Origin of the sequence: Mesorhizobium sp. M0028, from assembly GCF_040323855.1 — a bacterium.
In the GTDB taxonomy this organism is placed as follows: Bacteria; Pseudomonadota; Alphaproteobacteria; order Rhizobiales; family Rhizobiaceae; genus Mesorhizobium.
In genome coordinates, this window is sequence record NZ_JAMYVG010000001.1 from 346,042 (window position 1) to 365,438 (window position 19,397).

General features: G+C 59.4%; 15 protein-coding genes. 13 read left to right on the top strand and 2 right to left on the bottom strand.

What is annotated here, in order from left to right:
• Positions 1-137 precede the first annotated feature (137 nt).
• Entirely contained in the window at positions 138-1,976 is a 1,839-nt protein-coding gene (locus NKJ93_RS01695; protein WP_352587182.1) for a carbamoyltransferase family protein, read from the bottom strand.
• A 525-nt stretch (positions 1,977-2,501) separates the two neighbouring features.
• Between NKJ93_RS01695 and NKJ93_RS01700 the strand changes: the two genes are divergently transcribed.
• The 8 genes from NKJ93_RS01700 (at position 2,502) to NKJ93_RS01735 (ending at position 12,772) form a co-directional block, all read left to right on the top strand.
• Positions 2,502-4,307, top strand: a complete 1,806-nt coding sequence (locus NKJ93_RS01700; RefSeq protein ID WP_352587185.1) for an ABC transporter ATP-binding protein — start codon at positions 2,502-2,504, stop codon at positions 4,305-4,307.
• 65 nt (positions 4,308-4,372) lie between these two features.
• A complete protein-coding gene (locus NKJ93_RS01705; protein WP_352587188.1) occupies positions 4,373-5,485 on the top strand; it encodes a glycosyltransferase family 9 protein in 1,113 nt (370 codons plus the stop codon).
• Between the two features lie 161 nt (positions 5,486-5,646).
• On the top strand, positions 5,647-6,681 hold the full coding sequence (locus tag NKJ93_RS01710; protein ID WP_352482639.1) for a glycosyltransferase family 9 protein: 1,035 nt from the start codon (positions 5,647-5,649) through the stop codon (positions 6,679-6,681).
• Positions 6,671-7,843 carry a glycosyltransferase family 9 protein gene (locus NKJ93_RS01715; RefSeq protein ID WP_352587191.1) on the top strand — a complete coding sequence of 391 codons (1,173 nt, stop codon included), beginning with the start codon at positions 6,671-6,673 and terminating at the stop codon, positions 7,841-7,843. Before NKJ93_RS01710 ends, NKJ93_RS01715 begins: the two co-directional genes overlap by 11 nt.
• Positions 7,844-8,044: 201 nt before the next feature.
• Complete coding sequence (locus tag NKJ93_RS01720; RefSeq protein WP_156948027.1) at positions 8,045-9,061, top strand: glycosyltransferase family 28 protein; 1,017 nt, start codon at positions 8,045-8,047, stop codon at positions 9,059-9,061.
• 47 nt (positions 9,062-9,108) lie between these two features.
• A complete protein-coding gene (locus tag NKJ93_RS01725) occupies positions 9,109-9,918 on the top strand; it encodes a sulfotransferase domain-containing protein (protein WP_352858406.1) in 810 nt (269 codons plus the stop codon).
• Positions 9,919-10,267: 349 nt separating this feature from the next.
• Positions 10,268-12,010 (top strand): asparagine synthase (glutamine-hydrolyzing), encoded by a 1,743-nt coding sequence (asnB, locus tag NKJ93_RS01730; RefSeq protein WP_352587194.1) that lies wholly within the window; start codon positions 10,268-10,270, stop codon positions 12,008-12,010.
• 66 nt (positions 12,011-12,076) lie between these two features.
• On the top strand, positions 12,077-12,772 hold the full coding sequence (locus NKJ93_RS01735; RefSeq protein ID WP_352587197.1) for a sulfotransferase family protein: 696 nt from the start codon (positions 12,077-12,079) through the stop codon (positions 12,770-12,772).
• A gap of 18 nt (positions 12,773-12,790) precedes the next feature.
• Here the strand turns inward: NKJ93_RS01735 and NKJ93_RS01740 are convergent, their stop codons facing one another.
• The gene (locus NKJ93_RS01740; protein ID WP_352587199.1) at positions 12,791-13,705 is read right to left on the bottom strand and encodes a sulfotransferase family protein; all 915 of its coding nucleotides are present in this window, start codon (positions 13,703-13,705) and stop codon (positions 12,791-12,793) included.
• Between the two features lie 509 nt (positions 13,706-14,214).
• On the opposite strand from NKJ93_RS01740, the gene NKJ93_RS01745 reads away from it, so the two are divergent.
• The 5 genes from NKJ93_RS01745 to NKJ93_RS01765 all read left to right on the top strand — a co-directional run bounded on the left by NKJ93_RS01745 (position 14,215) and on the right by NKJ93_RS01765 (position 19,144).
• Positions 14,215-14,856, top strand: a complete 642-nt coding sequence (locus tag NKJ93_RS01745) for a sulfotransferase family protein (RefSeq protein ID WP_023717682.1) — start codon at positions 14,215-14,217, stop codon at positions 14,854-14,856.
• A gap of 98 nt (positions 14,857-14,954) precedes the next feature.
• Positions 14,955-16,124 carry a glycosyltransferase family 4 protein gene (locus NKJ93_RS01750; protein ID WP_352587202.1) on the top strand — a complete coding sequence of 390 codons (1,170 nt, stop codon included), beginning with the start codon at positions 14,955-14,957 and terminating at the stop codon, positions 16,122-16,124.
• Positions 16,125-16,243: 119 nt separating this feature from the next.
• Positions 16,244-17,029: a glycosyltransferase family 2 protein gene (locus NKJ93_RS01755; RefSeq protein WP_352587911.1), complete on the top strand. Its 786-nt coding sequence runs from the start codon at positions 16,244-16,246 to the stop codon at positions 17,027-17,029.
• Between the two features lie 89 nt (positions 17,030-17,118).
• A complete protein-coding gene (locus NKJ93_RS01760; RefSeq protein ID WP_352587205.1) occupies positions 17,119-17,841 on the top strand; it encodes a glycosyltransferase in 723 nt (240 codons plus the stop codon).
• 265 nt (positions 17,842-18,106) lie between these two features.
• The gene (locus tag NKJ93_RS01765; RefSeq protein WP_023717678.1) at positions 18,107-19,144 is read left to right on the top strand and encodes a phosphatidylglycerol lysyltransferase domain-containing protein; all 1,038 of its coding nucleotides are present in this window, start codon (positions 18,107-18,109) and stop codon (positions 19,142-19,144) included.
• Positions 19,145-19,397: the final 253 nt, after the last annotated feature.

The following is a 19,397-nucleotide window of genomic DNA, read 5'->3' on the forward strand; positions in this document are numbered from 1 at the left end:
GGGAAACCGATCTGGAGCAGCGCCCTATCGCCTAGAAGCATAATGAGGCCTTTGCGCAAAGTGCGCCGCGCTCTCCAAAGTTGCTTTTTAACCACGTTCATCTCGACACCATGTAGCAACGCCTTTCGTGCGCGTGCTCAATCGGGCTCAAACTCACCGCGGTAGTCCATTGCGAGGGCGGAATCCTGCTTCGGCTTATGGAGAACGCAGTTACCAGCCACCAGCACGTCCAGATCCGTTCCCATGAAGCAGCGAAAAGCATCCGTCGGGGAACATACGATCGGCTCGCTGCGCACATTGAAACTGGTGTTCACCAAGACAGGACAGCCGGTAAGCGCTTCAAACCGGGTGATCAACGCGTGGTATAGCGGGTTGGTCTCGACGTGCACCGTCTGAATCCTGGCCGAATAGTCGACATGCGTGACGGCAGGAATCTCGGACCGACGGACGTTCAGCTTGTCTATTCCGAACATAGCGGCCTCGGACACAGTCATCGCGCGGTGACGGCTCTGCTTAACCGGAGCAACGAGGAGCATATAAGGCGATTCACCCTCCAGATCGAACCAGTCCGACACATGTGCCGACAGGACTGAGGGGGCGAACGGACGAAAACTCTCGCGAAACTTGACCTTGAGATTGAGCGTCTTCTGCATATGGTCCGACCGCGGATCTGCAAGGATGGATCTGTTGCCAAGCGCCCGTGGTCCGAATTCCATCCTGCCCTGGAACCACCCCACCGCCTTGCCGTCGGCCAGCGCCGCAGCCGTGGCATCGATCAGTTGGTCGGGTGGCATGACTTCGAAAACGGCTTTGGCTCGGCTGAGTTGCGCTTCGATCTCGCTCTGACCGAATTCCGGACCGAGATAACTCCCTTTCATGGAATCTTGCTTGGCTATAACCCGCTCACCGCCGAGTTTAAGATGCCAGGCGGCGAGTGCGGCCCCAAGCGAGCCTCCGGCATCGCCGGCTGCGGGCTGAACCCAGATTCTCTTGAAGGCACCATCTCTGAGCACTTTGCCGTTCGCCACGCAGTTAAGCGCCACACCGCCGGCCATGCACAGATTGGGAATTGCAAAATCTCGTGCCAAGCTGCGGGTCAGCCGAAGAACGATCTCATCGGCGACGCCTTGGATGGACGCGGCAACGTCCATGTGAAAATCAGTTAACGGATCGGTATCAGGGCGCCTTACCGGCTGTCCGAAGAGGCTGGCGAACCGTGCGTTCGTCATTTTCAGTCCAGTGGCATACGCGAAATAGCTTTGGTCGAGACGGAAGGTTCCGTCCTCCTTCAGGTCGACCAGCTTTTCCAGGATCAGCGATTTGAACCGAGGCACACCATAGGGGGCCAGCCCCATCACCTTGTATTCGCCACTGTTTATCTTGAAGCCGAGATAATAACAGAACGCTGCGTATAGAAGCCCGAGCGAATGCGGAAACCGCAATTCCCGCACGACATCGAGAGTTGCGCCCCTGCCGATCGCAACTGTCGTGGTTGCTTTCTCGCCAACGCCGTCGAGAGTCAAAACCACAGCTTCGTTAAAGGGCGACGGGAAAAACGCGCTGGCCGCGTGGCTCACGTGGTGTTCGGAAAAAAGGATCCGGGATGGATCCTTGAAGCCGCGGTCGATTCTGCGGAGTTCGTCGAAAATGATCCTCTTCTGAAATAATTTTCCCGTCAGCCAAGCGGGCATCGCCTTTCGGAATGAATCGAATCCGCTAGGAGCGGCGTCGAGATAGGTTTCAAGCAGACGCGAAAATTTTAGCAGCGGCTTTTCATAGAATACGACGTAGTCCACATCCTTCAGCAAGACACCGCCGGTCTGCAAAACGGACCGAATGGCGTTTGAGGGGAAGCGTTCGTCGGCTTTTCGACGGGTGAACCGCTCCTCCTGGGCCGCCGAAATGATGGCGCCGTCGACGACGAGGGAGGCCGCGCTGTCGTGGTAGAAAGCCGATATGCCCAATATATTGGTCATAATATTGTCTTCAAAACTGATTGGTCATCGAGTTCAAATCGTTCTTGGTTCTTCGTTCAATCCAAAATGTATCATTGGAATGCGTTCTTTGGAGCCGTCGGCAGATCACTCTGACCAACCGGCGTGCAAATCCGACGGGAAATACCACCCCAAAGAACGTCGATGCACACACCAAGTCGGAAAACCAACCACTGGTCGCAGCCCTCTTGGAGGGCACGTTGTGAATGTCAGACACTATTTTCGCCCACCACGAGAATGCACCCAAGCTATTGGCAAACGATTGAGCCGAAGGAACAAAGCTTGTCAAGGACGCGGCGTATCACCGAGCCGATTGAGCCCGTGCGGCAGCCTTGACGGTCGCCATTCAATGAGTCGGGTTCGGCATTGACTGCGGCTCCGAACGAAGCCACAGACATGGAATAGGATATGAACTATCGCGGATGCTCAAGCGGCGTCCCGAAATCGTGCGGGTCGGCAGAGAGCAGAGGCCCTCCGGTACCAACGCACATCGCATCGGGAAATGGAATGAGCGCAAAGAGACGAATTTCGGCGGTGCTGGCATACCCGCTGGTTAAGCGTCTGATCATCGAGAACCTGCCGCCGCACAAAACGCTGTATCTCGCCGGTTTGCTGTGTTCGATCGCCGTTGCGGCGACGACCGCCGCGTCGGCTTGGATCATGAGCACCATGGTCAATAGCATCTATGTGGAACGCAACGCTGCCGCCGCATGGGGTATCAGCGCCGTAATCATCGGCATTTTCCTGGTTAAGGGCATAGCCGCCTATTGCCAGACCATCACGACGGGAAAGATTCGCCGGGCTATCGTCTCGGACCTGCAAAACCGCCAGTTTTCTCGAATGGTGCGTTTCGACATCGGTCGTTTCGCCAATCAGCATCCGGCGAAATTCGTCTCCAAGATCATGTTCAACGCGCGCGCCGGGTCATCCGTTATTCTGACGCTCACGAGCAGCACCGTCTCCGATGTGCTGACGCTGATTGGCCTGGCAAGCGTCATGGTCAAGCAGGATCCGATGATGTCGCTGATATCCGTGGCGGTTCTGCCGCTGCTGTTCCTGTCGGTGGGCGCCATAACCAGGAAGCTCAAGGCGCTGGCAAGGGGCGAGACGGAGTTGGCTGCACTGGTCCAGTCGATCGGCACGGAAGCCGTCGAAGGTATCCGGACCATCAAGTCCTTTCAGCTCGAAGACAAGGCGGTCGCCAGCTTCGCAAAGGCCGTCGGCAAGATGGAAAGGCGCGGCATCCAGATAAACCGGACGTCAGCGTTGATGAGTCCGTTGATGGAGACCGGCGGCGGCGTGATCATCGGGCTGTTCGTCATTTATGCCAGTTGGCAGACCCTCGGCAACGGCAAGACCCCGGGCGAGTTCATGGCCTTCATAACGGCCTTTCTGCTTGCCTATGAGCCCGCCAAGCGGCTGGCCCGCGTCAATGTCGATATCCAGAAGCAGATGGTGGCGGTTGAGCAGATGTATGATTTGATCGATACGCCCGAGCAGCGACAACTCGCAACCGCCGGCGAGCGCCTCACCGATGTCGAGGGCGGTATCCGTTTTGAAGATGTGGCCTTCTCCTACGAAGGCAACAGCCCGGCGCTGCACGGCGTTTCCTTCGAGGTACGGCCCCGTGAGAAGCTGGCGATCGTCGGCCGCTCCGGCGCCGGCAAGACCACCATCGTCAATCTGATCCTGCGCCTCATTGAGCCGGACAAGGGCCGGATCCTCATCGACGGAAAGGACATTTCCACGATCGGCCTCGCCGACGTTCGCGACAATATCGCACTGGTGTCACAGGATGTCTTCCTGTTCGAAGGCTCGATCCGCGACAACATCCGCGACGGACGCCCGAGCGCCACCGATCAGGAAATCGAGTCCGCGGCGGACCTCGCCCGGGTCACCAGCTTTTCCTCCAGCCTTGAAAACAGGCTCGACACTCTTGTCGGGCCGAGTGGCACCAACCTGTCGGGCGGGCAGAAACAACGCGTCGCCATCGCGCGCGCGCTGCTCAAGAATGCTCCGGTAATCGTCTATGATGAAGCAACGTCCGCGCTTGACGGCGAAAACGAACGGGCGGTCATGGAGGCTGCTTTCGACGATGCATTCGAGCGCACGGTGATCTGCATTGCGCACAGGCTTTCAACCATCAAGGCAGCCGATCGCATCCTGGTGTTTGACGCTGGCATTCTGGCGGACGCCGGGACTCATGACGAGCTTGCCAGGCGCAGCGAAATTTATCGCTCGATCTTTCACCTGGAGGCGTCCGGCCCGATCGTCGAGGGCAGCAAGCAGCTGCGGCAAAGCGTTTTGCGCTGACGGCGATGACCAGTTTTTATCACGGTTCCTATGTCAGGTATGTGATTGCTGGGATAGGCCTGCGATTGCGCCGATACACAAAGGCCGCGCGGACATTGTTTGCCGGCTCCAAGCCTCATTCCGTTCTTGAGCTGCAGGCCAAGGCCGACGCGCTGATCGCGCGCAGGGACTGGACAGGCCTTGAAGCAAGTATCAATGAAATGGCCATCATGGCTGACCGTTCCCGCAACCCCGAGCTGATGCAGAAGGCAGGACAGGCCTTCGAACGGCTGGGCAACTTCGCCCGGGCGGCCGAGCTTCGGCTTACCGCTCGCCGGCTGCGGAAGGGGAAAAATGCCAACGAGTGGACCGGGGAGAACCTCGGTTCGGATACACTGCTGATCGATCTTGTGGAGGATGACCCGCGCAGCCTTGGCCGGGTTATCCGCCACGCGCGACTGGCCGGCGCCGCCGCTGCCTATGCGCAAAGTGCAACAATTCGGGCAGAGCCGCGGCTCATATCAATTCTGCAGCGAACGTTCCCGAAGGCGACCGTGGTCCCGGCGCAGCAGGATGTGATCGGCGACAAACATGCGACCTTCGAAGATCTCGCCTGGGTGTTCGGACGCGATGCCGAGAAACTTGCCGCCGACTTCGTGCCGCTGCGAGCAGATCCTGGGCTCGTCGAGACATTCCGCAAGCATTATCGCTCGATCACGGATCTGCCGCTGGTCGGCCTCTCCTGGGGTAGCAAATCCCACACCAAGGACGTGCCTGACTTCCCCGAATGGGCACGGTTCATCGCCCAGACACAAGCGACATTCGTTTCGCTTCAGTACGGACAGATCAAGCCGGCGCTGCGGCGCCTGCGCAATGGCAATGACGCGCGTCTTATCTATGACGACAGCGTTGACCAGATGGTCGATATGGACCGGTTCGCTGCACAGGTCGCAGCGCTCGATGCCGTCGTGACGATCAGCAACACGGCGGCTCATCTGTCCGGAGCACTTGGTATTCCGACTATTTTCCTGATCGACGACAATTTTCAGACGGCGTGGCCAGTCATCGGCGATCGAACGCCTTGGTATCCGAAGGGCGTCGTCATTCGTAAGGAAGGGCGCGCGTGGTCGGTGGTGCTCGACGAGGTTGGTCAAAGACTCTCGTCGATCTTGACGACGCATTCCGACGCTGCCTGTTGAGGATCGCCGTGCCGAACAGACGATCCGTCCTTCAAAAAGCAAAAGCTGCGGACCTGCGCCCGCAAGCAGGCGCGGGCAAGCGGCTACAGACACTTTTTGATCGAGCAAAGGAACTTCTTAAACGGCCCTCGCGTCATGCCGACGAAAGCGTCGAACGGCATATGAGGCTGATGGCGGAGAGCGTCGAGCGAAGCGACTGGAAGGCGGCCCGGGACCATGCGCTGGCACTCGGCCTGCTGGGTGAGCAGCTTGGCGATCGCGGGCTTGTCAAGAAAGCCGGGCGTGGCCTCAGACGTCTCGGCGGCGGGAACCGTGCCTGGCAGTTGATTGCGTCGAGCAAGCAAATGCCAGGCAGGCCCGAATGGGATGGCAGTGATCTTGCGGGTCGCAGGCTTGCCGTCGAGCGCCGCGAAGGCGATCTTGCGATTTTCCTTCAGTTCGCGTCGTTGCTTGGCCCGGTGATCGCGGCTGCCGAGCGATGCATCGTCTCGGTCGAGCCGCGACTGGTGCCACTCTATCGCCGAACATATCCTGCGCTCGATCTCAGGCTGGAGGAACAGGGGGAGGTGGCGGCGGTGGACGCCGATGTCTTCGCCTGCTTCGAGACACTGGCGAAGCACTTCTGGCCGGATGAACCGGCAGCACGCGCGCCCTTCGTCCCGTTGGAGCCGGACCGCCGATTGGTCGCCGAGTTGCGCAGCACCTACCTCGATCGCGGCCCCGGTCCTCTGATCGGCTTTGCCTGGGGAAGCCTGAACAAGGCCAAGGACCTGCCGGCCCTGGACGATTGGCGGGCGTTGCTCGGCAGCCTGCCGGGACGTTTCGTCAGCCTGCAATATGGCGATGTCGGGCCGGCGCTTTCCGAGTTCGAGCACTGGGCGCCGGGACGCATCATCCATGACGCTTCCGTCGACCAGTTGTCGGATATGGACCGCTTTGCCGCGCAAATCGCTGCGCTCGATGCCGTGGTGACGATCAGCAATACCGGCGCCAATCTGGCGGGGGCGCTTGGCGTCCCAACGGTCGTCATGCTCGACGACGGGTTTCGGCTGTCGTGGCCCGCCTTCGGCGAGACCGTGGCCACATATCCAAGCGTTCGACTGGTCAGAAAAGGCGGCCAGGCATGGGCGTCCGCAATGCAGGAAGCAGGTGGACGGATCAGGCAAATCATCAGTGGAGTTGCTGATGGCCGATAGCCGATTTCTTCTCCGGTTGCGCCGCGCTATCGCGCTTGCCGGCTACAAATACAAGGTTTGGTTCCGCAGTCATCGGCGGCAGCTTTTCCTTCGCTGGCGTGACGGCGATATTGCCGATCAGATGGCGGATTATCGGCGAAGCATCGAGGCGCGCGATTGGTCGGCCGCGCTGCCGAAAGCCTTGGCGCTAGCATCGATCGCGAAGTCGAGGGGCGAGGTACATCTGCTCGACGAGCTCGGCAAGGCGCTGATGCGGATGGGCGCTTACGGCCCGGCGGCCGAACTCAAGATCGCCCGGCGCCATATCGTTGAAGGCCGTGTCGAGCGTGAGTGGCTCGGCCAGGATGTCTCGGGCCAGGTACTGCTCGTCGACCTGATGGAGACCGAGAAGCAGGGGCTGGCCACCGCGATCCATCATGTGAGTTCCGTCGGCCGCGCGCTCGCCCGCGCCGCACGATTGATCGTGCTCGTCGAGCATCGGTTGGTGCCGTTGTTTCAGCGGACATTTCCCATTGCCGATGTGCGGGCTGTCGGTCCCGGGAACAAGGCCGCCTACGCCGAGGCGCAGGCCTTTGCCGGCGTCCAGCATCTGACTGCTGTGTTCGAAACCAATGAGGCGACGATCCGGGAGCATTTCGTCCCGCTTAAACCGGATCCGGCGCGGGTCGCTGAACTTCGCGCCCGCTACAGCGAGGACGGCCGGCCGCTGGTCGGCATCGCATGGGGCAGCTCCAATCCCGGCAAGGACCTGCCGCCGCTGGCGGCGTGGCGTCCCCTGCTTGGCCGACAGGACCTTCGGTTCGTTTCGCTGCAATATGGCCGGACCGAGTCAGACCTGAAAATCTTGACCGATGGCGACCCGACACGTGTGTTGCACGACCCTACCGTGGATCAGCTTGTCGACATGGACATGTTCGCGGCGCAGGTTGCAGCGATGGATGCCGTCGTAACCATCAGCAACACCGGGGCCCACCTGGCGGGCGCCCTCGGCGTCCCGTCGGTCTTCATCCTTGGTGACGGCTTCAAACGTTCGTGGCCAGTGGAGGGCGACCGCACGCCCTACTATCCTTCGGCCGTGCTGGTCTCAAAGCGCGAACGGCCCTGGGCCGACGTGATGGACGAGGCGCGACACCACATGTGCTCACTCATCGCCTCTAGTTGACTCCGCCACGCCTGGCATCGCGAACGCACTAGGAAGGCCACAGCAGCCAAGTGGTCAAGGGCCTTTTTTTACGGCGAGAACGCTGTAAACTGCCGGCTGGCGGCTGGTTCAAGACTTGGAGGGCGATGCATATCTTTGGGTAGGTCGGGGAACAAGTCGGCTTCTCTTATCAGCGAAGACTTTGTGCAGCGGCTCCTCGCGGTGTACAGGCTTGTGCATCCAGGAAACCTGTTCAGGCGGGGGCGTATCTACGCTCGCGGCAGGGCAGAGACGAGGACGGTCTACTTCGTCCCACACAATCGCAACAATGTTCGTCTGCTGGCTGATGCGGCTCAACTTCTGGTCGACGGCGGCATTCAATGCGTATTCGCGCATATTGACGGATTGAAACGCGGCGGCGTCGCACGCCCTGAACTAAACGCCCGGGGAATGTCGCATATCAGCTTTGCTGAGCTCAAGCGGACGATCAGACCCTGCGACATGCTGGTGACTGGAAATGACTATGCACCGCAATTTTTTAGGCGGTTCATAGATTCTATCAACTTCGGAATGGTCCGTGTGGTCGGCCTCATCGGAGGTGCGAGACTGCTGCAGCCGCATCGATTTGTGAGAGCTGACTACATCCTGTCGATGGGACCGGCAGCGCTGCAGCAACGACGACAACCGACCTACATTGTCGGCTCCCCGGTAATTGAGCGTGCTGTCGAAAACGCGGGCGCCAGGCACGATGAAGGGCTTTTCGTGCTGGTGAACTTCAAGGGGGATATCGAAGACCTCGCAGACCGCCAATCGATTGAAGCGGTGGCAGCCGCATGTGCGAAACTCGGCCTTGCCCATGTCGTTAGTGTCCATCCCACGATGTTCGCAAAAGTCGACATGCCGAACAAATCGCCCGTAGACTTCGCACAACTGCTCCCGGACGCCCTGGCGCTAGTAACTCGCCCAAGCACCACGGTTTACGAAGCGATCGCCTGCGGCATTCCGGTGGTGCTCTTTCCGCTGGTTTCGCCGATGGTCGAGTTCGACAGTCCTATGGGCGCTTTCAAACCAACATGGTCGGAGCATCAACTCGTCGACGATATCCTTGCTGCGGTCAGGTCAAGACCGACCTATTTTGAGCAAAGCCGGGACTTCCTCAATGCCAATCTGTCGATTGATCCAAAGATGCCAGCTTCGCAACGGATCGCCAATGCTTTGATCGATATTTACAACCGCTGATTTTGCGCAATCAAAGTGCTCGCAATCGGAGGCCTAAGTTGAGATTGTTGTCCAACTTCTTTGCAAAAAGGCCGCCACTCCTTGTCGTCTCGTTTCCCAAGTCCGGGCGGACGTGGCTGCGCGTAATGCTTGACGATCTGGGCGTCAATGCGGCTTACACGCATGATGGTTCCGACCACAAGGAGCTGCGTGACATTGCACAGATCAGCACCGACAAATCACGCTACAAACGGCAGCGGATCCTATTTCTGACGCGAGACCCCCGCGACACTGTGGTGTCTGGATATTTTCAGGTTTGCAAACGCCATCAGCTGGGAGCAGGTCCGATAGGCGAATGTGTAAGGAGCCCCAAACACGGCGTCGAGAAGATTGCCCTTTTCAATCTGCAGTGGTTCGCAGCCGCAAGTTACATGCGAAAAATTGCGCTTCTGCGCTATGAAGATATGCAGCGGGATACAAACGACGCTTTGCGCAGTGTCGGAAACTTTGTGGGAAAGTCCTTCGACGAGTCCAACCTTGCTGATGTGGTCGTCAGTAGGTCGTTCAAACGAATGCAGCAATCTGAAATCTCAGGAGAACTGGGTGCGCGCTATGGCGGAAAATTGCGACCACGCAATCCTGACGACCCGGAAAGTTTCAAGGTTCGAAAAGGTAAGGTCGGTGGTTATTTGGACTACCTCAGCGTAGATGATGTAGCCTTCTGCGACAATGTACTTGCGCGGCTCGATTACTGGAAGCGGCTCGATGAGGCCTTCCTGCGGCATGGCATATCTTATATCGGCGACAGGGGCAGGTGTGAATTGATCCGATGCATCGGTTTGTCTGCGGATGCGGACATAGCGGCACGACGCCGATAGCTACGATTTTGCCTCATATGCCGATGCCTTTTTTGCCATCTAGGTTCTGCTCTCCGGTTCGAGAAGGGCGAGAAGCAGGTCTGGCTGGCCACAGCGATCCATCATGCGAGTTCTATCGGCCCGCGCGCTCGGCCCGGGCCGATCCCCAGATCACGGCCGCCTACGGCCCTGGGCCGAGGTGATGGACGAGGCGGAGAAGAACATGAGGCGCCTGCTCGAGGCCGCTCGAGCCTGACCGTACAAATCAGCAGGGCGGTTGAGCATCCAGGCAGTTTCCTATACTGGTCTGGCCCGGCTGGCGGAGCCGGCAAAAAGCTTTCGAACCGAAGATCTTCCTGCGGAGCCAATGATGTGCGGATTGTTCGGCGTCTATCGTGCCGAGGGCTTTTCGCCCGACGATATCCATCGTGCCGACCAGGCCCGCGACACGCTTGTGCACCGCGGCCCGAATTATGGCGGCGCACGTGTCACCAGCGATCTCTATCACGGGTTTCGGCGCCTCAGCATTATCGACCTCTCGGCGGCAGGCAATCAGCCCATGGTCAGCGCCGACGGGAAGTTCGCGATCACGGTCAATGGTGAGATCTACAACTATCGCGAGCTCCGCGCCGATCTGATTGCCAAAGGCTGCGTATTCACCTCGCAGTCCGATTCCGAAGTTGTGCTGCATGGCTATCGGGTGTGGGGGCTCGAAGGGCTCTGCGAGAAGCTGGACGGCATGTATGCGGCGGTGATCCATGACGGGGAACGCCGCAAGCTGCATGCGATCCGCGACCGGCCGGGCATGAAGCCGTTCTTCTACTTCCATTCGGGACGCCGATTTGCCTGGGCGTCGGAACTCAAAGCGCTGCAGGCCTGGCTCGGCGACGATCTGCCGCCGATCGACGAGACGGCTGTCCTGGACTATCTCGCATGCCGCTATATTCCAGCGCCCAAAAGCCTCTACCGCAATATCTTCAAACTTCCGGCCGCAAGTCGGCTGACATTCGATCTGGAAACCGGCCGCGTCGATGTCGGGCGTTACTGGACCATGCCTACCGAACTCCGCTCGGACAATGACGACCGCCTGGCCGACGGGCTGCGGGACCGCATGCAGGCGAGCGTTGCCGCTCACATGGTGAGCGATGTGCCGGTCGGCTATTTTCTCAGTGGCGGCATAGACTCGGCGGTTGTCCTGTCGCATGCCGTTGCGGTGAACCCCACGGCAAAGGCGTTTTCGATCGGCTTCGAAGATCCGAGATTTGACGAGAGCGCGCAGGCGGCCAAGGTCGCGGCGCTGTTCGGCGCCGAACACGCGATCCGGATCCTGCAGCCGACAGAGCTCGATGACGTCTTCGACCGCACGCGGGAATGGTATGACGAGCCGCTTTCCGACAAGGCCGCCATCCCGGCGTTTCGTGTCTGCGAATTTGCCAGCCGCGACAGGACCGTCGTGCTGACGGGCGATGGCGGGGACGAGCTTTTCGGCGGCTATCGCTCATACAAGCGGTTTAGCGGCATTCGCAGGAAGCAACGTTTCGTCCCGTTCGGTTCACAGAGCGGGTGGCGCCTGAAGGACCGCAATTTGCGCCTGATCACCACGCGTGACCCGGTCGAGCTCTCCATCGCCATTGGCTCCGGCAGAACGAGATGGCAGCGCGACGTCTATCGCGAACGCCTTGCCATCGCTGCTGACTATGATGAACTCGCCCATCTCAGGGCGTGGTGGAAGCCGGAACTCGGACCGTTGCGCAGCCTGCAATATCTCGATTTTCATACCAGTCTGCCCAACAATATCCTGACCAAGGTCGATCGGTTGAGCATGTCGGTTTCGCTCGAAGCGCGTATCCCGTTCCTGTCGCGAACGATGATCGAATATGCGTTCAGCCTGCCGGAGTCGTTTCTTTACAAGGATGGCCAGCTTAAGGGCGGGCTTAAATACGCATATCGCAATGTTTTGCCGGCAAGCACGCTCAAACGTAAGAAGCAGGGATTTGGTCTTCCACAAAGCTGGAAGCGAACGGCCGTGGCTTCGCAATCCGAGGAAAGCTATCAGGAGGCGGTATTGTCCGGTTTCCTGAAAGGCGCCAAGTTTTCGAATGCCTCCGCATAGCCACCCTCAAGGCTGCCAGCATTTCGCCGTGACGGAGCGGGGTCGGGCCATGGGAGCACTGCCGACATGGTGATGCGGACCGGATTCATATGCGGCTGCGGTCATAGCGGCACGACGTTGATCGCGACGATCCTCGCAGCCCATCCCGACGTCTACCTGCCGTTCCAGGAAACCAATGTCTTCTTCAAATGGACCCCGCTGGCGATGTTTCGCTATTGGAAGCTGAAGCGCGCGGCGCGCGGTGCCGGAAAGACCTTGCTGCTTGAAAAAACGCCGCGGCATATCCGTCGCGTCGGCCGTATTCGCCGCCTCGTGCCCGGGGCGCGTTTCGTGATGCCGGTGCGGGACGGGCGCGACGTCGTGGCGTCATTGGCCAAGCGTCTTGGCGATCCAAGGGAGGCGCTCGACCGCTGGATCGGCGACAATGCGCTCGTTCTCGCCGAACAAGGACAGCCGGATGTACTGATCTATCGCTACGAGGATCTGGTCGAGGATCCGGCCAAGATCGTCGAGCGCATCTGCGGCTTTCTCAACCTGCCCTTCAGCCCGGACCTGCTCGACTATCACAGGAAGCCGCAGCAATGGTTCAAGCCGGCCGAAGTCGAACTTGAGACGCAACATACTGCACTCCGCAACCAGCAGGTCAATCAGCCGATCTATGACGGGCGCGGACGATGGAAGACCGACCTTGGTCAGCAGGAATTGGCGGAGCTTACCGAGGGCCGTGGGAAGCCCCTGATGCAGGCTTTCGGGTACCTTTGAGCGATACGCCCGATATTTTCACTCTGGAAGCGCGCGCGGATAGCCAAACTGATCGAAGTCGCGCTCATATGCGCGATAGATGGAATCCGCCAGTTCTGGCGTGAAGTAGTCGGCAAGCCTGCGACGCGAGGAGGTGTGCAGGGGCGGCATCGCCGCGCGCCGCATATCGTCGCCTGCACCGACATGATCGAGAACCCGTTCGAAATCCTTTGCGAAAGTCTCGGTCTTGCCGATGAGGTCGAACGCAACTCCTGGAACTTCGACAATGTCGCTTTGCCTCTGCCAATGTTTGTCGATGCGCCATGTGGACGTCTTGCAGGCAAAGGCGACGAAATCTGCAAAGGACAGGCTCTTGTCAGCGCCGACAGGCAGCGCCGGATCGGCCCGTTCGCGGTGGGCCAGATAGACCTCGACCCTGCCATAGCCAGGCACAAGGGGACGGTCGCGATATTGGTCGGCCCAGCACGACAACAGCCTGGTGTAGGGATTGCGAACGAAGGTAAATCGCAAGGCTTCAGCACTTGTCGCCATGTGGTGGAACTGCACGATGCCATGGCGAGGCGCCTGCAACCGTGACGCCTTTCGGTTGTGGACCTTCCAGTTCTGGTCGCTGCGCCACCCCGACACGGTGTCGTTGCCGATCATGGCTGCAAGGTTGCTTCGAATGCGGCTGCTGGCCGCCTTCGGCGTTGCCAGGTACAGGATCTTGAGTTGCGGAACCACGTCGATCAGGTCGTCCGGCAGGTATGCGGTTGCCACGGCCCTGCGGTAGAAGGCGAGGGCTTCCGGATGCGCCCAGGCAAGAAACGGCTCCCTGACTACGTCGCGAAGGCTTTGCAGCCGTGGCCGCAACGAGCGCTCGAGGCGACGGAATGCGCCGAACTGGGGTTTGCCCGGCACGACATTATCGGGCGAAACATGGCTGGTCGTCATCGGCAAAAACCCTCGCCTTGAAATCAGTCTACCTGTCGTGGCATAGGCCTGTAAGCAGGCAGACTGTCTTTACCGCATTGCCCTATCCAAGGCTGGCTTACGGCGCTTAATAGACTGCGAAGAAACTCCCGCCAAGTTCGAAAGCTCAATTGAGGTGGATAGAGGCATCGCGCGTCGCACGGGCTTGTCACAGCACGACCAACGCTTCCGGCCCTGGTGCAGGACAATGATCGCCTTTTGTGCTGCGATGTTTTTCCGGGGGTGGGAAGGCGTTAGACAACGCAAATGTTCCGCCAAATTTTTTACATTCAATCTCTAACTTGGCAGCGTCGACAGACTTACGCTATACGCCGCGGTGGGCACGGTAAACGGGGGACGAAACCACTCACGGATCGAGCTCGAATGTGCTGAAACGATTTCGGAAAATCAAAACAAAGGTTGGCCGAACGGTCGCCAAAAGGACCATACCGGCTTCTCCGTTTTACAAGCGATACCCGTATGGCGGCAAATTGACGATACTGACCGCCGATCGGCAAGGATTGTTTGATCCCGATCACGGATTTTTCTACAATCGCATTGCGAAGTCGGCCAACTCTACGGTCACAATAAACTTGGCCCAGCTTAAATTTCGCGAAAAGTTCCAGCTCGCCGGCGCGAAGAAACAATTGCTGCAGAGCGACACCCTGTTGCGTCCGTCGCAATTGACCGTCGATCAGGTTGATTCGATTTCGAACGTGTTCGCGTTCACGTTTGTGCGGAATCCCTACAGCCGCGTGCTGTCGGCCTATTTGGATAAGGTCGCGACGGGAAAGAAAAACATCGGTAAGCGCGGCAATATCCCGACTTTCTGTGAATTTTGTGATCTCCTGGAAGATGGCTGGCTGTATGCGGACCTCCATTGGGCTCCGCAGACATCGTCGCTTGTCATGCCCACGTCCGAGTTTGATTTTATCGGTCGTGTCGAAAATTTCGCCGAGGACTTCCAAAAGGTGTGGGATCGGATCAGTGGCGGCAGGCAAATCAGCAACACCATCCACCGCAGCCAAAGCCGAACGGATGCGACGAGCAAGGCCGACGATTACTATGATAAGAGATCGCGCGGGATCGTCTCTAGCCTCTATGCCGAGGATTTTGAGGCTTTCGGCTACTGACGGCAATGCGCGGCTTCTGCTCGGCGGCGCACAGTCTACCTCAGGAAAACGACACTCCAGTCGATCATGTGCAAATCTTCACGGCGTAGCGAGGTCAAATGGCTCTGTCTCAGCATGATCGGCAGGTCCAAGCCGAACCGACAGTGCCGATCCTGTTCGTGCGCCAGCGTTATGCGCCTTTCGGTGGAGGCGAGATCATGCTGGAAAACATCATGGCCGCGTTCGCGGCGCGTCAGCGGCCGGTGGCCGTGCTCTCCGGCGACTGGCCGCGTAATGAAGGGATAGAGTTCATCCATTGCGCCGGCCGCCGCTTTCCGCGTTCGCTGCGGGCGACGTCCTTTGCTCAAGCCGCCTGCCGCAAGATCGCCGAGATGCCACGGGCGCTGGTGCAGAGCAACGATCGCCTCCCGTGCTGCGATGTCTTCCGGGCCGGGGAGGGCGTTCATGCCGCCTATCTTGCCGAGCGGCGGCGTTTCCAGACGCGGCTTGGCAGGGCGGCAATGGCGCTGAGCCCTTTTCACCGCCAGACGCTGCGCCTCGAGCGCGCAACCTATGCCAGCCCACGGCTCAAAGCTGTCATTGCGATTTCGAAAATGGTCGCAGACGACATTGTCCGTCACTACGATTATCCGGCGGAAAATGTGCACCATATCCCCAACGGCGTGGACCTCGACCGCTTCAATCCGCAACTGCGCCAACAGCATCGGACCGCGGTCCGCGCGCGGCTCGACGTCGACGATAACAGGTCGGTCGTCCTGTTTGTCGGCTCGGGCTTTGCGCGAAAGGGGCTTCTTGCACTGATGAGGGCTGTCGCCAGGCTCGATGGCGAGCCGGAATTGTGGGTCGTCGGCCACGATTCGCGCGCCAACGCCTTCAGGCAGACTGGTGACAGGCTGGGTCTCGGCGCAAGGCTCAAGATGCTGGGGCCGCAAAAGGACATGTTGCCGTGGTACGGCGCGGCCGATATTGCCGTGCTGCCTTCCATCTATGATCCTTTCGGCACAGTGGTGATCGAGGCCATGGCCAGCGGCTTGCCCGCTGTGGTAAGCACCGGCTGCGGAGCGCGCGAGCTTGTCGAGCGGTTCGAGCCGACGCTTGTTTGCGACGCGGCCAGCGAAAGCGACCTCGCTGCAGGGCTCGCGCACGCGCTGCAGTTGTCGTCACGATTTGAGACCGCGACCCGGGTGAGAGCGGCGGCCGAGCATTATGATTTCAACCTCATGATAAAGCGAATGATGGCGCTGTATGAAAGCCTTGATCTGAAATGATTTTCGACTTTGTTGGATTAGGTTAGTACCCTCAGTGCGCTAACAGGCCGGGAGCCGATGCTGCAGATACATTCGAATGACAGCGGCAGCTTTGATGCCGGAACCTTCTGACCGTGCCGGTGCTCTCGGTCGTTATCATCACCCGCAATGAGGAGGCGTCCATCGCGTGCTGCCTTCGTTCGGTGGATTTTGCCGACGAAATCGTCGTTCTAGACAATGACAGCAGCGACAGAACCAGGGACATTGCCGGTGATCTCGGAGCCAAGGTTTTGATGACCCTTGATTGGCCCGGTTTCGGCGCGCAAAAAAACCGTGCGCTTGCCGCGGCAACGGGGGATTGGATCCTTTCGCTGGATGCCGATGAGTGGGTGGAGGCGCCGCTCGGTGCGGAAATCAGAGCCGCAATCGCCGACCCAAAAGGCTATGACGGCTTCGAAATACCGAGAAGATCGCGCTTTTGCGGGCATATTGTCCGCCATGGCGGCTGGTCACCCGATCTGGTGCTCAGGCTATTTCGTCGCCGCTCCGGGCGCTTCAGCGACGACACCGTGCACGAGAAAGTAGTGGTGAACGGGAAGGTCGGGCGATTGTCCCAGCCGATCGAGCACGACTCCATCGCCGACCTGGCGGATGCCCACGACAAGATTGGCCGGTATGCGGAAGCGTCCGCCGCGCGGCTGCTTGCCGAGGGCAAAAAAAGCTCGATAGGCAAGGCGGTTTTGCGCTCCGTCTGGGCCTATATGCGAAGCTATGTTTTCCGGCTGGGATTTCTGGACGGTTCCACTGGGGCGATGGTTGCCGCTTATTCCGCCAGCTACACCTATCAGAAATGGGCGCGTGTGGCATTGGGGAGCGAGGCCAATTCCACCCGAACCAGCAAGACCGAGGCCAGGACAAATCTGTGAGAAACCGGCTTGGGCGACTGCCATTGTTGCCGAGCCATCGCCAACTAGTTAGTGTACGACCGTTTAAATCGAAAGCCAGGGTAGTGAATATGACTGATGCGTTTAGGGTATTTATCGGATGGGACAGCCGTGAGCCGATCGCGTACGACGTCGCGCGCCACTCGCTGCTCAAACATGCGTCGGCGCCTGTCTCCGTCATTCCGATCAAGCAGGACGAGATGCGTGCCCGCGAGCTGTATTGGCGGGAAAAAGATCCGCTCGCCTCAACAGAGTTCACCTACACGCGCTTCCTGACGCCCTTCCTCGCCGGCTACACGGGTTGGGCCCTGTTTTGCGATTGCGATTTCCTGTGGCTCGGTGACGTCGCCGGCCTGCTGAAATATACGGACTCGGACAAGGCGGTCTATTGCGTCCAGCATGACTATACGCCGAAGGCCACGACCAAGATGGATGGCGTGGTCCAGACATCCTATCCTCGGAAAAACTGGTCGTCGTTGATGCTGTTCAATTGCGCGCATCCCTCGGTCAAATCGCTCACGCCAGAGGTCGTGAACCAGGAAAGTGGCGCCTATCTTCACCGAATGCAGTGGGTTGCCGACGAAGATCTGGGCTCATTGCCGGTAGAGTGGAATTGGCTCGAAGGCTGGAACGAAAAGCCTGCTGTCGGCACACCTAAGGCGGTCCACTATACGAGCGGCGGCCCGTGGTTTGCCGAGTGGCAGAATGTCGACTATGCCGATTTGTGGATAGCAGAACGCGACGAATTCCTGGCTTCAGATCAAGCACAATCTTCTCAGAGCGCAGTTCGATAAGCGGCATCGTGTTTGGCAGGTGAGCGCTTCCGAAGTGGCATCGATTTCGTGTCGCGAAGAGCGCAGCAACCAGCCGTCAGACGCTAGGCGTCGACAACAATGCGTGGTGCCGCCTTGGGGCGGGACCGGGGACGGATTGTGCCTAAATCTGTCAGCTCAGGCCGGATAAGATGCCGCACCCAGGTAAGGATCAGCTCGCGGCAATATGATCGGTCTGGGGTCCGTCAGCTCTTTCATCGGCCTAGCCGGCACGCGAAAGTCGACCATGCCGTCACTGCGAAGACGCCTCGATCGTTTCTTGGAAAACCGCGGGCCTAAAATACCGCGGCTGCAGCTGAACCATGTCGAGCGCCTGGCGCTGGTCCGTCGCCATGGTGATTTTTCCCTTGCCTATTCGGCCGCCGTGCAGAAGGGGCTTCATTACTTCGGCGATGCCCAGGGCTACATCGCTTACGGCAGCAAAACGCGACATCATTTCGCGCTCGGTGATCCAATGGCTGCCCCGGCCGATCGGCGCGACTATATCAAACGTTTCGTCGAGGTTGCAGGCAGCCCGTGGTTCGTGCAGATCGGCGAACAGACGGCGCGCGTGCTTGCCGGGCTTGGCTATCAGGTCAACCGCCTTGGCGTCGACACCAGGCTTGTCCTGCCCGGCCACGACTTTTCCGGAAGGCGCAATGAGACAGTGCGCTATTCCGAACGTTGGCTCTTGAGGAAGGGGTTTTCCTTTGCGGAGGACAACGGGACCGTCTTCCTCGACGAGATTGCCAGGCTCTCCCAGAACTGGCGGGCAGACCGCATCGTCAAGCGCTGGGAGATGAGGTTTCTCAACAGGCCCTTTGCCGATCACCTTGGCATCGACATGCGCCGCTTCGTCCTGCACGGTCCGGATGGAGAGCTCGTTGCCTTGCTGGATTTCGATCCGCTGTTCAGTGACGGCAAGGTCATCGGCTACACCACCTCGTTCAAGCGCAAGCACATCGATGCCTCGGCGCATGCCGAGATCGGCCTGACCAAATTTGCGGTCGACCGCTTTCGCAACGAAGGTGTTTCCGTCGTTACCCTCGGCCTGTCGCCGCTGGTCGAAATCGGACCCAGCGGGTTTGTCGAAAGCGATTTCTGGCGGTGCGCTTTCCAGCGCGCCTATGAATCGCCGTGGGTCAATCGCACCCGCTTCAACCTGCAGGGGCAGGCGGCCTTCAAGCGCCGGTTCCACGGTGTCGAAGAGCCGACCTATCTCGCCTTTCGCAAGGGGACCTTTTTCGAGGCGCTTTCTCTGCTCCGGCTGATCAGGGCCGTCTAGTGCCTGGTGGATGGGGCTCGTCGTCTCCCAGTATGTCGACCTCACACCGGCCAGGCTTGGTTGTTTAGGTGGGAAAGGAAGGCCGCGGCGGGATGCAAAAGACCGGCCGCGAAGCGCCGGACGGTTCTTGCTGTCGTCCCCAGTCCCGCCGGGGCACTTTTGGTAGCCCGAGAACGGCTCCGCATCAGCGCCAAGGGGTCGGATTCACGGTTGCTGCAGCGTACCGCCAGGAATAACGAGGGTACCTTGGCCT

Bases quoted from the DNA above. Each gene is read 5' to 3' on its own strand.
- NKJ93_RS01695 (WP_352587182.1), bottom strand. From the start codon at position 1,976: ATGACCAATATATTGGGCATATCGGCTTTCTACCACGACAGCGCGGCC.
- NKJ93_RS01700 (WP_352587185.1), top strand. From the start codon at position 2,502: ATGAGCGCAAAGAGACGAATTTCGGCGGTGCTGGCATACCCGCTGGTT.
- NKJ93_RS01710 (WP_352482639.1), top strand. From the start codon at position 5,647: ATGAGGCTGATGGCGGAGAGCGTCGAGCGAAGCGACTGGAAGGCGGCC.
- NKJ93_RS01715 (WP_352587191.1), top strand. From the start codon at position 6,671: ATGGCCGATAGCCGATTTCTTCTCCGGTTGCGCCGCGCTATCGCGCTT.
- asnB (WP_352587194.1), top strand. From the start codon at position 10,268: ATGTGCGGATTGTTCGGCGTCTATCGTGCCGAGGGCTTTTCGCCCGAC.
- NKJ93_RS01735 (WP_352587197.1), top strand. From the start codon at position 12,077: ATGGTGATGCGGACCGGATTCATATGCGGCTGCGGTCATAGCGGCACG.
- NKJ93_RS01740 (WP_352587199.1), bottom strand. From the start codon at position 13,705: ATGACGACCAGCCATGTTTCGCCCGATAATGTCGTGCCGGGCAAACCC.
- NKJ93_RS01750 (WP_352587202.1), top strand. From the start codon at position 14,955: ATGGCTCTGTCTCAGCATGATCGGCAGGTCCAAGCCGAACCGACAGTG.
- NKJ93_RS01760 (WP_352587205.1), top strand. From the start codon at position 17,119: ATGACTGATGCGTTTAGGGTATTTATCGGATGGGACAGCCGTGAGCCG.
- NKJ93_RS01765 (WP_023717678.1), top strand. From the start codon at position 18,107: ATGCCGTCACTGCGAAGACGCCTCGATCGTTTCTTGGAAAACCGCGGG.